The 12,601-nt window shown below is 64.0% G+C and carries 17 protein-coding genes and 1 pseudogene; 1 reads left to right on the top strand and 17 read right to left on the bottom strand.

From position 1 onward, the window contains the following. From ACLQ62_RS07520 to ACLQ62_RS07480, 9 genes are all read right to left on the bottom strand, one after another. Positions 1-139: bifunctional DNA primase/polymerase (locus ACLQ62_RS07520; protein ID WP_411721028.1), on the bottom strand; the 139-nt coding region annotated here is incomplete at its 3' end. Continuing rightward, entirely contained in the window at positions 136-417 is a 282-nt protein-coding gene (locus tag ACLQ62_RS07515; RefSeq protein WP_411721026.1) for a hypothetical protein, read from the bottom strand. The genes ACLQ62_RS07515 and ACLQ62_RS07520, both read right to left, overlap by 4 nt. A gap of 89 nt (positions 418-506) precedes the next feature. Then, positions 507-818 (bottom strand): helix-turn-helix domain-containing protein, encoded by a 312-nt coding sequence (locus ACLQ62_RS07510; protein ID WP_411721025.1) that lies wholly within the window; start codon positions 816-818, stop codon positions 507-509. 456 nt (positions 819-1,274) lie between these two features. Then, positions 1,275-1,433: a hypothetical protein gene (locus ACLQ62_RS07505; protein WP_411721024.1), complete on the bottom strand. Its 159-nt coding sequence runs from the start codon at positions 1,431-1,433 to the stop codon at positions 1,275-1,277. 8 nt (positions 1,434-1,441) lie between these two features. Continuing rightward, a complete protein-coding gene (locus tag ACLQ62_RS07500; protein ID WP_411721023.1) occupies positions 1,442-2,110 on the bottom strand; it encodes a hypothetical protein in 669 nt (222 codons plus the stop codon). Position 2,111: 1 nt separating this feature from the next. After that, positions 2,112-2,639: a hypothetical protein gene (locus tag ACLQ62_RS07495; RefSeq protein WP_411721022.1), complete on the bottom strand. Its 528-nt coding sequence runs from the start codon at positions 2,637-2,639 to the stop codon at positions 2,112-2,114. Positions 2,640-2,782: 143 nt separating this feature from the next. Beyond that, positions 2,783-3,916, bottom strand: coding sequence for a hypothetical protein (locus ACLQ62_RS07490; RefSeq protein ID WP_411721021.1), 1,134 nt, complete (start codon positions 3,914-3,916; stop codon positions 2,783-2,785). Positions 3,917-4,062: 146 nt separating this feature from the next. After that, entirely contained in the window at positions 4,063-5,043 is a 981-nt protein-coding gene (locus tag ACLQ62_RS07485; RefSeq protein ID WP_411721020.1) for a YifB family Mg chelatase-like AAA ATPase, read from the bottom strand. Next, a complete protein-coding gene (locus ACLQ62_RS07480) occupies positions 5,043-5,399 on the bottom strand; it encodes a YraN family protein (RefSeq protein WP_411721019.1) in 357 nt (118 codons plus the stop codon). The genes ACLQ62_RS07485 and ACLQ62_RS07480 overlap by 1 nt, the downstream gene beginning before the upstream one ends. A 208-nt stretch (positions 5,400-5,607) precedes the next feature. Between ACLQ62_RS07480 and ACLQ62_RS07475 the strand changes: the two genes are divergently transcribed. Continuing rightward, the gene (locus ACLQ62_RS07475; RefSeq protein ID WP_411721018.1) at positions 5,608-8,214 is read left to right on the top strand and encodes an ATP-binding protein; all 2,607 of its coding nucleotides are present in this window, start codon (positions 5,608-5,610) and stop codon (positions 8,212-8,214) included. 10 nt (positions 8,215-8,224) lie between these two features. On the opposite strand, the gene ACLQ62_RS07470 is transcribed toward ACLQ62_RS07475, so the two are convergent. From ACLQ62_RS07470 to ACLQ62_RS07435, 8 genes and pseudogenes are all read right to left on the bottom strand, one after another. Then, on the bottom strand, positions 8,225-8,548 hold the full coding sequence (locus ACLQ62_RS07470; protein ID WP_090709364.1) for a DUF2469 domain-containing protein: 324 nt from the start codon (positions 8,546-8,548) through the stop codon (positions 8,225-8,227). 12 nt (positions 8,549-8,560) lie between these two features. Next, entirely contained in the window at positions 8,561-9,205 is a 645-nt protein-coding gene (locus ACLQ62_RS07465) for a ribonuclease HII (protein ID WP_411721027.1), read from the bottom strand. Next, a complete protein-coding gene (gene lepB, locus ACLQ62_RS07460) occupies positions 9,205-9,957 on the bottom strand; it encodes a signal peptidase I (RefSeq protein ID WP_411721017.1) in 753 nt (250 codons plus the stop codon). The genes ACLQ62_RS07465 and lepB overlap by 1 nt, the downstream gene beginning before the upstream one ends. Positions 9,958-10,032: 75 nt before the next feature. After that, complete coding sequence (rplS, locus tag ACLQ62_RS07455; RefSeq protein ID WP_411721016.1) at positions 10,033-10,380, bottom strand: 50S ribosomal protein L19; 348 nt, start codon at positions 10,378-10,380, stop codon at positions 10,033-10,035. A gap of 171 nt (positions 10,381-10,551) precedes the next feature. Continuing rightward, the gene (locus tag ACLQ62_RS07450) at positions 10,552-11,049 is read right to left on the bottom strand and encodes a hypothetical protein (RefSeq protein WP_411721015.1); all 498 of its coding nucleotides are present in this window, start codon (positions 11,047-11,049) and stop codon (positions 10,552-10,554) included. A 9-nt stretch (positions 11,050-11,058) separates the two neighbouring features. After that, positions 11,059-11,793, bottom strand: a complete 735-nt coding sequence (gene trmD, locus ACLQ62_RS07445; protein ID WP_411721014.1) for a tRNA (guanosine(37)-N1)-methyltransferase TrmD — start codon at positions 11,791-11,793, stop codon at positions 11,059-11,061. A 30-nt stretch (positions 11,794-11,823) separates the two neighbouring features. After that, positions 11,824-12,156: a cupin domain-containing protein gene (locus ACLQ62_RS07440; protein ID WP_411721013.1), complete on the bottom strand. Its 333-nt coding sequence runs from the start codon at positions 12,154-12,156 to the stop codon at positions 11,824-11,826. 246 nt (positions 12,157-12,402) lie between these two features. Then, positions 12,403-12,601 (bottom strand): annotated as a pseudogene (locus ACLQ62_RS07435) (hypothetical protein); the annotation flags it as partial.

Raw genomic sequence — 12,601 nt, 5'->3', positions numbered from 1 at the left:
GCACGCCCCAGTTGCAGCGCGGGATTTCCTGCCGCCAGTCACGCCATTGGTCGGGATCGGAGCTGGCGCGGTTCTGCCATTTGGTGATGGCCGGGATGTTCGTGCCAGGGCGTAGCGGTAAGTAGCGCAGCGGAGTCATGGCGACACCCGTCCCAACCAGTGGGCGCTGAAGGTCCGCTGAACGGCGTCGGACGCTTCGCGCAGTTCCCCGACAAGGGCGTCGGTCCGGGCGCGGGCCGAGCGAGCGGACTGGACGGCCTGCATCGCGTTGAACACATCCGGTTCGTATGGTGTGATCTCGAACAAACGTTCGATACAATCGTCTTGGTAAACACCTTCCGCAAGGTCCCCAATAGAGCCGCCCTTTTCTCCTCCTTCCCGAGGCAGGGCGGCTTTTCTCATGTCAATCGACATCATCGGCCTCCATCCCTCGAAGGAACGCGACGATCCGGTCTACGGCATTGTCCGAGAGTGGTTGCACTTCATCGGTGACTGCCTCGGCCATGTCACTCACCCGCCTTGCGGCGAGAGCGTTCAGCTTCGGCTTTGCCCAACGCTTTGCCGAGGTTGTAACCGCGAGGTGGAGGCCAGTTGAAGCGGTATTCCAGCATCTCGTCGTCAAGGAAGTTCGAGGCGGGCATGCCACCAAAGAGCTTCTCCAAAGCGTCGATCTCGTCAGGCGACGGATAGGCGTGGCCTTGGATGATGTTGGAGATGCGCGAGTGATCGATGCCGAGTATCTCGGCTACCTTCGCACGGGTCAGGTTGTGGTACGGAATGAACCTTGCAAGCATCTGCTTGCGGTGTGGGAGCGCCACGACAGGGACCTTTCGGTAGTCCTATCGCTGGTGCTTTGGTCCCTCGGCGTGCGTTCCTCCGAGCTGTTGCACCTGGTGTCCGTTACGCGGCCCTCCAGCGAGTGCGAGGTGGCTAGCACCTCGCGAATAATCAATAGATATCACATGTAGTCACGTGCGTCGAACCTCTGCGGGAATTGACATCTGAGGCGACGGCTGAGTAGAGCGATAGCGATTATCGACCTCGCAAGGTACGGGCGTCAGAGTCGCCCAGGATGCTTCTCAGGAATCAATCCTCGACAGCCTCGACACGCGATTGTTCGTCAATGTACTCCATGACTTGGCTGCGCGTGCGGAAGGCTCGACATCGGCAATTACGTGTGGGATGGGGACTGCTCGGGCAGCCCGGGGCTACTGCGAAAAGCTTCGCGCCGAACTGGCTTTGAACGCGCCGAACACCCCACTCCCCGTCTGTCATCAGCGTCGTCGCCGTGCAATCAACCGTGTTGGGGCGGGCGTGACGTACCGATCCTCAGTGACCGTGCGGCGCATCTCGCTGGGCGGCACCAGCAACTCTTGGATCGGCACCCGAATGGGATCCGACGAGAACTCGGACAGCGGCAGTTTGTCTTCCACGGCGTCTCCTATCGGTTGCGGCGTGGTGGATTGGCGGAGCCACGAACCGGGCGGTCGAAGCTGAGGATGTTCATGGGCGTCGGCTCGAAGTCGTCCTCGACAACCTCGGCATCTTCGATGTCTTCCGTCGACGGCTGTGAGTAGGCGGGCAGCGCATTCATCTCCACTTTCAGTTCCTCGGGAATTTCGCGGTTGATAGTCACGCCGCCCTGCTTGAATGCGTGCTGCAATGTAATTTCCCATGGCTTCACCTCATGCTGAACGGTGATGCCGGGCGTGAGACCGGAACGGTCGAGCAGCATCTGAATGGCTCGCAGTCGGTCACTGTCTGAGGTGCCAGGCTTCAGCAGGATGTCTCGGAGTTGATGCAGGGCAGGCTCTACGGCACGGTCGAGAAGTTCACGCGCCTTCTTCTGAACGTGCTTCGCGGAGCCGCCGTGAACGCGACAGACTGTTCCGCCAGCAATTGCAGGAAGCTTGCACGGCGCACCGGTGCGGGATGAGTGCGCAACACAGCGGTTCTGTAAGTCGGCGGGGTTGTAGTTGCCGCCTTCAGACCCGCCATGGACCGCGCAGAACTCAGAGCCGTTCACGGCCCATCGCCGGCACGACTCCCCCACACTTGGGTTCTTCGGATTGGTGATTACTCCGGCACACTGACGCTTGGCAGCCATCATGTCACCTCGCGGACGCAGACAGCGCGAGGTAGTGAGTGACGCAGTCCGCGCAGAAGGCGAACTCGACCACGCACCGCCCCCGTGCGACGTGGAACACGGCCTCGATTGGTCTGGCCTCATACGGACCTTTGATCCAGCCAGCAGGGTCGCAACGGTGGCAGGGCAAAAGGGCACCGGGCGTGACCCATGTCGGACCGGTGAGGTCCGATACGTACTTCCACCAACGGAAACCGTAGAACTCGGGATCGCCCATCTCGCTGATGGCGAATCCGTTGCTGAGGACGATGATCGCCTTGCCCGGGTCAGGTGGAGTCTTGAAGCCAGTGGCCAGTGTTGCTTCAGCCATTGCCCTTTCGATGAATGAGTCGTTCAGCCGTAGAAGCCACGGCATGGCACGGTCACCGACAGAGGCTTTGGCTTCGGTGAGTGCATCGACTTCGAGGTCAGCGATCAGGTCGCTGAATTGGTTGCGGTTCTGCTCGACGGCAGTACGCAGCTCCTCGGGAGTTGTTGCGTTCAGATAAGACATGGTTGGCCCTCCACTTGTCGGCCCTCAAATATGGCGTGGAGGGGCGTCGCCGCGAGGGCCACAGGCGACGACGCCCCGTTTTGAGTGTTCTCACCCGCGCGAGACTTTGACCGATCTACCAACCGGAGGGAGAACACAGCTTGTTACGGCCAGGTCGGCGCGACGTAGGACCCGATGGCCTTGATCTGGATAACAGCGGCCGCGCCACGGTTGCGAACCCCGACTCCGAAGCCTCGCTCGTAGATCGACTCGATGAGTGGGTAAGACGGGTTGCCGGGGATCAGTCGCATTCCCTGGCTCTCAGAGACGGGGTGCTGTCGGAAAGCCAGCGGGTTACGCGAGCTGTTCGGTCCAGCAGTGCCGACAGCGAGTGCGTAGCCATCAGGGATGTAGTACGACTCGAAAATCCACGCGTCACCGTACGAACCAATGATCGGGATGCCGTTGAATTGGGCAGGCGCCTGGTCTCCGACGATGTTCTCTTCGGTGAGGTACGCGGGCGCAGTCACCGAAGGGATGAAGTCGAACGGCTTGGCCGCGTCGGCGGGGTCGCGGCGGAATCCGCGGATGACCTCGCCCTGGTTCGGGTGAACCATGATGATCACGCGCTCACCATTCGAGGGCAGGCCGTGTCCGTGGTGCTGGATGTGTTCTGTCACCGTCTTGAGGTCGCCACCGTCGATGGTCGCAGCGCCGGACACGAGGTAGTGAGTGTGGCCCGGAGCGAATGACCGGCCAGCGAAGGTCGGCGGGATGTCGTCAGTCTCACCCGAATACAGCGAGTAGATCGGTACGCCGTTCTCATTGACCTCGCGACTCGCGACGGTCGTCGGTGCCGTGAGCGCACTCAGCGTGTTCCGGAACAGCAGGCGGTTGTCGGCTTCGAGCGCGGCACGATGCTGGGCGGTCACCTGCTCCGCGGTCGCGTTGCGGACAAACTTGCGAGTGAAGCGCGTTGCAGCGTCGAACCAGTCGAGCGGGAACCCGATCAACTGACCCTTCGGCGAAACGCGACCGGCCTGCGGCTGTCCGAACTCGGACGCCTTCTCGAACTCCCAGCCGTCCGTGTCGAGTGCGACAGTGTCAGCGGAAAGAGTGGTATCGAAGGTGAAGAGCCGCGAAATGAGGTTGCGCTGCTGGTTGGAAAGGTCGAGGGCGCTGTTGAACTCGTCCCACAGACGGTTCAGGTTTACGCCATCGGCCGTCTGGGTGAGGACGTCTGCCCCCACATTGAAGCCTCGATCGGCTCCGGTGATGTCGCGGAACTGTACGTTCACGGCAACTCCTTACGGTCAGTGATGAACGCGTGATCACTGATCGACGCGGGATCATGCCTGACACTGACGGAGGGAGTATTTGCTCTAACCTCAACGCCCAGTAGGCTGTCGGACCATCACTGATGAGAACCGTTATCAGGATATTATCACATGTAGTTCGCAGTAGTTCGAGGATTTCCATGGTTGATTTTCTTACTAATTGCCTCGTCGAGGAACAGCACGCCGTGGGCCGCTCGCGCGGCAGCACCCGGACGGATCGTGCGGTTTCCTCCACCGAGGATCGCGGCGGTCGTCGCCGTGTGGTGCGGGTTCTCGAATGGCGGCCGGAAGGCGAGGGTCCTGCCGATGCTGGTGCCGCCGAGGGATCGGATCGATGTGACGTCGAGAGCCTCGGGCACGGTGAGGTCAGGGAGGATCCCGGGCAGTCGCGCGGCGAGCATCGTCTTTCCCGCTCCGGGCGGCCCGAGCATCATCAGGTGGTGTCCTCCTGCCGCCGCGACGAGCATCGCCTGGACGGCGTCGTCCTGGCCGACGACATCGGCGAGGTCGAGGTCTGGTTCGCCGTGCGCACCGGTTTCTGCGTGCAGGATCGGTTCGACCGGGACCGGTGCGAGTTCCGCGCCGTGCCAGATCGCCGCTTCCCGGAGCGAGGCGACACCGACGACCCGGATGTCCGGCACGAGGTTCGCTTCGTCCTCGTTCCCGGTCGGGACCATGACCGTCGTGCGTCCGGCGCGCATCGCTGCGAGGACGGCAGGAAGGATTCCCGGGGTCGGGCGGAGTCGCCCGTCGAGGCCCAATTCGCCGATGTGGACGACCCGGTCGATGGACTCGTTCGACACGACGGCGTCCGCGGCGAGGCAGGACAGCGCGATGGCGAGGTCGAATCCCGAGCCGTTCTTCGGCAGGCTCGCCGGCGACAGGTTCACGGTGATCCTCTGGCCGGAGAGGCGGCATCCGGAGTTGGTGGCCGCCTGCCGCACCCGCCCCTCTGCTTCGCCCAGCGACTTGTCGGCGAGGCCGATGATCACGAACTTCGGCAACTGAGACGAGATATCCGCCTCGACTTCGACGAGGGAGCCTTCAAGTCCGAGCAGGGCGACCGACCAGGTACGACCGACCGGCATCAGAACACACCCAGGAGGTGTTCGACCGACGCAGGCCCGGTCCGTGGGGCCACCACGGCGATGGCGTCGAGGCGGATCCGGCTCGCCCGCGGGTGATGCTCAGCGCACCAGGCGGCGGCCAGCACGCGGAGGCGGGCAAGTTTCGTCGCGGTGATCGCTTCGAACGGATGCCCGAAAGCCAGACCCGAGCGCGTCTTCACTTCGACGAAGACGAGCGTGTCTTCCTTGCTCGCGATGATGTCGATCTCGCCTTGCCGACATCGCCAGTTGCGCTCGACCACGCGGTACCCGGCATCCTCGAGGAACCGGGCAGCCAGATCCTCACCCCTCCGGCCGAGCTCGTCCGTGCGTGCCATGATCACCTCCACCGTTCGATGGTGGAACACAGCGCTTCGAGGTGGCGTGACACCGGCCGTTCGGTGGAATTCCCGCCCACGGGCCCCACCTGTGGAGGGCTCCTCCGCACAAGCACCGCATTCTGGCGGGATGCCCGCGAGCAGAAAACTGAGCGCACCTCAGGTGGGGCCTAGACCGCAGGGTTCGGGTTCCGGCAGACTTTCCCACATGACGCCTACCACGGGTGCGATCCGGACACCCGACCAACGGTTGCGGGTCTTCGTCAGCTCCACCCTGAAGGAGCTCGCCCTCGAGAGGAAGTTCGCGCGCCTCGCGATCGAACGTCTCCACCTCGCGCCCGTCATGTTCGAGCTGGGCGCCCGTCCGCATCCGCCGCGGGAGCTCTACCGGTCGTACCTGGCTCAGAGCGACGTTTTCGTGGGGATCTACGCCGAACGATACGGCTGGGTGGCGCCGGGCGAGACGGTCTCCGGCCTGGAGGACGAGTACAACCTGGCACCGGATCTCCCGAAACTCATTTATATCCGCGAGCCCGCACCGAAGCGTGAGGAACGCCTTGTCGAGCTTTTGAACCGGGTTCGGGACGACGACCAAGCGGCATTCAAGACGTTCTCGACACCACAGGAACTCCGCAAGCTGCTCGAGGCTGACCTGGCCACCCTGCTCGCCGAGCGATTCGACCAGAGCCGCCCGGTGCCCACGGATACCACCACGACCCCCGTCCTCCTCCCCGACCGGACAGCCGCTCTCCCAGCGGCGCTGACGGAGCTCATCGGTCGTGAAACGGAACTCGAGGCTGTGGACGCGCTGTTGAAGAGAGAGTCGGTCCGCCTGGTCAGCCTGATCGGGTCTGGCGGGATCGGGAAGACCCGCCTCGCCGTCGAAGTGGCGAACCGGGCGGGAGGAGCCGCGGACCCGGATCTTGAGATCACGTTCGTCGACCTCTCATCGGTGCAGGACGCCGCGCTCGTGCCGAATGCCATCGCCGAAGCCCTGGGGGTGCTCGACACCGGCGACGAACCGGTGCTCATCAAACTGAAGACGGCGCTCCGCCACCGTCGCATGCTCATCGTGATCGACAATTTCGAGCAGGTGCTCGGCGCTGCCCCGACGCTCATCTCCCTCCTCTCCGTCGCACCGGGACTGAAATTCCTCATCACCAGCCGGTCACTGCTTCGCGTCACCGGTGAGCACGCCGTCGAGGTCGGGCCACTCGCCCTGCCGGACACCGCCCGCACTCTGGAAGCGAAGATGGCGATGCAGTCGCCGTCAGTGGCGCTCTTCGTCGAACGGGCCCGCGCGGTCAAACCGGATTTCGGCGTGACGCCTGAGAACGTCGACGCCATCGCCGCGATCTGTATCGCTCTCGACGGGGTTCCGCTGGCATTGGAACTCGCTGCGGCGAGAATCCGGATGCTCCCCCCGGCGGCGATCCTTTCCCGGCTGGACCGGCGCCTCTCGCTACTCTCCGGGGGTGCGCGGGACCTGCCGCTTCGGCAGCAGGCGCTACGCAGCACCATCGAGTGGAGCACGCAGCTCCTCGGCGCCGACGAGAAGCGGCTGCTGGCGCGACTCGGGGTCTTCGCCGGCGCATTCTCCCTCGACGCGGTCGAATCGGTGGCGGGCGACGTCTCAGAACCCGGCACGGACACCATGACGGCGTTGAGCGTTCTCGTCGACAACAGCCTCGTGCGTGAGCTCGACCGAGGGGATCGCCCCTATTACTCCATGCTCGCCACCGTCCGGGAGTATGCGCTCGAACAGCTGGAGGCATCCGGCGAGCTCGACGCTGCCCGGGCCGCACACGCCCGCTACTTCCTCCGCTTCGCCGAGTCGCTGGAGGATGACCTCGAGGGCACCCGCCAGCACGATGTGATCGCCCTGCTCAACGACGACCGCGACAACCTGCGAGCCACCGCTCGGTACTTCCTCGATTCGGGAGACATGGTCACCGTCGCCCAATTCACCTGGTGTCTCCTCATCTACTGGTGGGTCGGCGGCCTGCTCGGTGAGGTCCGCGCCTGGATGGACGAGGTGCTCGCTTCCAGCGACCCGCTCCCCGAGCGCACCCGTGCCATCGCGCTCTACTTCACCCGGTCGATCACGCTCTGGCACGAAGCCAACGACCGTGTGATCCCCGGGCTCACCGAAAGCGTCGCCCTGTTCCACCGCATCGACGATCGTGTCGGCGAAGGATTCGCCCTCATCTTCCTTGCCCTCGCTCTGGTGGCTGACCGGCATCCGGATACGGATCGGGCGGAACAGTCGCTGGCGCGCAGCGTCCAATTGCTGCGAAACGCCGGGTACCGCTGGGGCGAGGCGATGGCTCTCGTCACGCTGGGGCGGCTTGCGCTCATGCAGAACGCCGTCCCGGATGCCATTGAGCATTTCGAGCAGAGCCTCACCCTCACCCGGAAAGGACACGACGACCTGGGAACGACTGTCGCTCTGCAGCACCTCGGCTGGGCGCAGTTCGTCAACGGCAAAACCGTCGACTCACGTCAGCTCTTCGAGGAAAGCCTGGCGACGGCGGCGCACATCGGGCACGCCGAAGGCGTCGTCTACGGGCTGGAGGGTCTCACCGCGATCGCAGCGGCGGGGCGGCAATTGAAGCGCGCCGGACGGTTGCTCCACGCGGCCGACGAACTGCGAAAGCAGACAGGCTTGTACGGCGCCAACCGGTTCTCGTTCCACGAGCGGTATCTGGCCCCGATTCTGGCCGGTGAGGATCGCGATGCCCTTGAGCAGGTTCGCAGGGACAGCGAGGCCCTGTCGGTCGACGAGGCCGTCGGATACGCCCTGCACCAGGACTGATCAGTCGCGGCTATTCGTCGAGCGCGAGTTCCTTCGGCAATTCGAAATCGCGGGTGGAGAGCTCTTCGATGTTGACGTCCTTGAAGGTCAGCACACGCACCGATTTCACGAACCTGTCGGACCGATACACATCCCAGACCCAGACGTCGTTCATCGTGATCTCGAAGTAGAAGTCGTGTTCTGTGTCGCGGCGGACGAGGTCGACGCCGTTGGCGAGGTAGAACCGTCGCTCTGTTTCGATCACATATTTGAACTGCGACACAACGTCGCGGTACTCCCGATACAGGGCAAGCTCGACCTCGCGGTCGTAATCCTCGAACTCGTCTTCTTCCATGGTGTATCCATCCTACGCGTAGGCGACGAGCCAGCTTTTCCGGTGCATCGAGGTGACCCCGAGCGACCTGATCGCTTCCAGGTGAACTTCGCTGCCATAGCCCTTGTTGCCGCTCCAACCGTAGCCAGGCGACACGGTGTCCGAGGCGATCATCAGGTGGTCGCGGTGCACTTTCGCGAGAACGGATGCCGCAGCCACCGACACGCAGTCCCGGTCCGCTTTCACCCGGGTTCGCACATCGAGCGGGCTGGCCAGGGCCGGATTGAGATAGTCGGAGTTGCCGTCGAGCAGGATCACGCTGGCGGCGATGTCTGCACCCTGGCGATGCAGCAATCGGAGCGCGCGCTTGCCGGCGAGCCCGAGGCAGTGGATGATGCCGAGCTCGTCGACCTCGCGCGCGTCGGCGAGCCCGACGGCCGAGAACAACACCCAGTCACTCACAAGCGGAGCGAGGTCGACCCGACGCTTCTCGCTCAGCAGCTTGGAGTCCCGCAGCCCGCCAGGATGCGGCCCGCAATCGGGAGCGAGGACTGCCATGCCGACGGCGACCGGGCCGGCGAGTGCTCCTCGGCCGACCTCGTCGCAACCGATCACATAACGGGCACCGGCATCGAAGAACTCGCGTTCCACGACGTCGGACGGGTCGGACACGGCCATCATTGCGCGGGCTCCGCATCAGGGATGCCGGCGAAGACCTCGGGGTAATTGTCGAGCCAGTCCCAGTGGGCTGTCGGCCAGCTGATGACGAAGGCACGGCCGACGACGTTGTCGATGGGGACGAATCCGTTGCCCGGCTGCTCACGGTTGTAACGCGAGTCGCGGGAGTTGTACCGGTTGTCCCCCATCACCCAGAGCGAGTTGCTGGGCACGACGACGTCGAACGCCACCTCGGAAACATCAGTGGTTCCCGGACGCAGCGTGATGTACGGTTCGCTCAGCGGCACATCGTTGACCGTCATCTGGCCGAGAGCGTTGCAGCAGACGACATGGTCGCCAGGCAGCCCGATCAGCCGTTTGATGAGGTGATCATCGCTGTCGGAGGCAGACAGCCCGATGAGCGAAAGCACCCAGTCGGCAGCCACGGTGAGTGGCGGTGCGTCCGGCTCAGGGCTCGGCGGCAACCATCCACCCGGATCGCGGAACACAACGACGTCGCCGCGTTCGAGCGGGACCATGTCCGGAACGAGTTCGTTGACGAGGATCCGATCGTCGATCTGGAGGGTCTGTTCCATCGACGCGGACGGGATGTAGAAAGACCGGACCAGGAAAGTCTTCACCAGGAACGAGACGAGAAGCGCCACGACGAAGATGACGAGGATGTCGCGAAGGAAAAGCAGCGCCCCCTTTTGCCGGGAACGCCGCTGTGTGCCAGCGGATACGTCATCCGCCGGCGTTGTTGTTTCTGTCATTTAACCGCCCGAGCTCCCCACCAGTTTATGGGTGGAGAGCTCGGGGTCTGTTCACATTGAACGGATTTGCGGGACTTAGTTGTCGCGCTTCTCCTTGATCTTCGCCTTCTTGCCACGCAGTTCGCGCAGGAAGTACAGCTTGGCGCGTCGGACGTCACCGCGGGTGATGACCTCGATCTGCTCGATCACCGGGGAGTGGACCGGGAACTTACGCTCCACGCCGACACCGAAGCTGACCTTGCGGACGGCGAACGTCTCGCGGACACCCTCGCCCTGACGGCCGATGACGATGCCCTGGAAGATCTGGACACGAGAACGGCTGCCCTCAATGATGTTGACGTGCACCTTGACGGTGTCGCCGGCACGGAATGCGGGGATGTCTGACTTGAGGGATGCTGCATCGACACTGTCGAGGATGTGCATGATAGTTCGCTCTCTGTAACCGCCACAGGTCGACTACGAATTAGGGATGATGGGGTGTGTCCGGCGCCCCGAAAACTCGAGGCAATGGCGCTGGCTCCCCTGTGGCAGAGTCTGGCCGCGGCACAATCGTCTATTCTGCCACGAACGGTAGGCTGCGCGCAAAAGCGCGGGTCAGTCCTTCGGCGGGATTTGCGCTTCTTTGATCACGATCAGCTCCTCGCCGTCGCGGGCCAGCGGGGCTTTCGGTCGCATGCCCGGCCGCGTGGCGATGCGCTCGAACTCGGCCATGGTCTCTTTCGCGCGTTTCTTGGCATCCGTGAAGAATTCCCAGCCCACCAGCCAGAACGCCGCCAGCCCGGCGAGCACACCGACGACAGCGAAGGCGTTGGAGGCCGGCCCGAAAAAGCCGAAGCCGATCACGCAGACCTGCCAGAGGGTGAGCACCCCGACGTCGGGCCACGACAGAGCCTTCTGCTTGCGCACAGTGGGCCGGGCCCAGATCAGACCGGCAACGGTAATCATCGAGACGAAGAGAGCCGGCATGACGATGATCAGGACGAGGAATTCCCAACCGCCGCCGCCGAAAATGCCCCAGCCGATGAGCGGCCAGATCGGCAGCGCAACGGCGGCGATGAACATCCAGGTGCGAAACGCCCGACGAAGAATCATGGTCTCAGCCTAGGACCGCGCGCTGGGAGAATCCCGCTTCTCGCCGGCCGGATCGAGAAGATCGGGGCGCACCCGTCGGGTTCGCTCCAGCTGCTGCTCGCGCCGCCACGCCGCGATGGCGCCGTGGTTTCCGCTGAGGAGGATCGGTGGAACCTCGAGGCCGCGCCAGGACGCGGGTTTGGTGTAACTCGGTGCCTCGAGCAGCCCGTCCTCATGGGATTCCTCGACGAGGGAGTGCGGGTTGCCGACGACACCGGGGATCAGCCGCCCGATCGCCTCGACCATCGCCATCACAGCGACCTCTCCCCCGTTGAGCACGTAGTCACCGAGACTGACGAGTCGCACACGGGCCCGAGTCGCGGTGTGGTCGAACACCCGCTGGTCGATGCCCTCGTAGCGTCCGCAGCCGAACACGAGGTGGGACTCGGTGGCGAGCTCTCGCGCCATCGCCTGGGTGAACACCTCGCCTGCGGGTGACGGGAAAATGACGAGAGGGCCGGCATCCGGTTTCTCATCGGCGTCGAGGATGCCGTCGAGGATGTCGCCCCACGGCTCCGGTTTCATGACCATGCCGGCTCCCCCGCCGTACGGGGTGTCGTCGACGGTGCGGTGGCGGTCGGTCGTGGCGTCCCGCAGGTTGTGCACGCCGAGCTCGATGATTCCGGTCTGTCTGGCCTTGCCGAGCAGCGAGATGTCCAGCACACCGAAGAACTCGGGAAAGATCGTGACGATGTCAATGCGCATGCTGAAAGCCTAGGCGGATGCGCTGGGTCGTCAGACCGACTTCACCACCGTCAGCAGCACGACGGAGTCCTCGTCGGCCTCAAGGCTGTGCGTCGCATCGGGGATGGTGAGGAGGTCGCCGATCCATCCTCCCCAGCTGTTCTTCCCGGCGACGAGGCGGACCCGGCCGACGAGAACCTGGATGGTGGCCTCGCCCGGGCTCTCATGCTCAGAGAGCCGTTCGCCCGCCTTGAGGGCGATCAGCGTCTGCCGAAGCGAATGCTCGTGACCGCCGTAAATGGTCCGCGAACTGCGCCCGCTCGATGCGGCCAGTGCGGACTCGAGCTCGGTGCGGGCCAGGGCAGTGAGCGATGTCTTCTGCATTCCGACTCCTTCATCGTTTCGACCACTCTAGGGCGGCGGAACCGGAAGGCCGCTGGGGATGCCACAGCTCAGCGAGCCGTTCCGGTCTCGCAAAGGACTCGCAAAAGGAGCGGATTCGATGCTTTTGCGAGACGGGAGGCACTGAGTACGCGCAAACGGCTCTGCCACAGGCGGCTCAGGTGCTTTTGTGCATTCCGAACGCAGAGGCCGCGCTGAGTACGGATGCTGCGTTGTCGCGGAAGGAGGTCAGGCCTCGTCCGGCGTCGTTTCTGCTGCGGTGGGTGCAGCGTCGACGTCCTTTGCGGCAGCAGCCGTATCGGCTGCAGCATCCGTGTCGTTCGCGGCGGCATCCGTCATTTCGACGTCATCCGCCGTCTCGTCGTCCTCCGGGAGTTCCTCGAAGAGCCCGGCGGGAGGAGTGACGGTGACGATGCCGGTCTGGATG

Origin of the sequence: Mycetocola sp. (assembly GCF_046716805.1) — a bacterium.
Taxonomy (GTDB): domain Bacteria; phylum Actinomycetota; class Actinomycetes; order Actinomycetales; family Microbacteriaceae; genus Mycetocola_A.
This window is presented reverse-complemented; position numbering and strand designations above follow the sequence as displayed.

Bases quoted from the DNA above. Each gene is read 5' to 3' on its own strand.
- trmD (WP_411721014.1), bottom strand. From the start codon at position 11,793: ATGCGCATTGACATCGTCACGATCTTTCCCGAGTTCTTCGGTGTGCTG.
- ACLQ62_RS07440 (WP_411721013.1), bottom strand. From the start codon at position 12,156: ATGCAGAAGACATCGCTCACTGCCCTGGCCCGCACCGAGCTCGAGTCC.
- ACLQ62_RS07465 (WP_411721027.1), bottom strand. From the start codon at position 9,205: ATGGCCGTGTCCGACCCGTCCGACGTCGTGGAACGCGAGTTCTTCGAT.
- ACLQ62_RS07515 (WP_411721026.1), bottom strand. From the start codon at position 417: ATGATGTCGATTGACATGAGAAAAGCCGCCCTGCCTCGGGAAGGAGGA.
- ACLQ62_RS07470 (WP_090709364.1), bottom strand. From the start codon at position 8,548: ATGGAAGAAGACGAGTTCGAGGATTACGACCGCGAGGTCGAGCTTGCC.
- lepB (WP_411721017.1), bottom strand. From the start codon at position 9,957: ATGACAGAAACAACAACGCCGGCGGATGACGTATCCGCTGGCACACAG.
- ACLQ62_RS07500 (WP_411721023.1), bottom strand. From the start codon at position 2,110: ATGATGGCTGCCAAGCGTCAGTGTGCCGGAGTAATCACCAATCCGAAG.
- ACLQ62_RS07495 (WP_411721022.1), bottom strand. From the start codon at position 2,639: ATGTCTTATCTGAACGCAACAACTCCCGAGGAGCTGCGTACTGCCGTC.
- ACLQ62_RS07450 (WP_411721015.1), bottom strand. From the start codon at position 11,049: ATGATTCTTCGTCGGGCGTTTCGCACCTGGATGTTCATCGCCGCCGTT.
- ACLQ62_RS07475 (WP_411721018.1), top strand. From the start codon at position 5,608: ATGACGCCTACCACGGGTGCGATCCGGACACCCGACCAACGGTTGCGG.
- ACLQ62_RS07480 (WP_411721019.1), bottom strand. From the start codon at position 5,399: ATGGCACGCACGGACGAGCTCGGCCGGAGGGGTGAGGATCTGGCTGCC.
- ACLQ62_RS07485 (WP_411721020.1), bottom strand. From the start codon at position 5,043: ATGCCGGTCGGTCGTACCTGGTCGGTCGCCCTGCTCGGACTTGAAGGC.
- rplS (WP_411721016.1), bottom strand. From the start codon at position 10,380: ATGCACATCCTCGACAGTGTCGATGCAGCATCCCTCAAGTCAGACATC.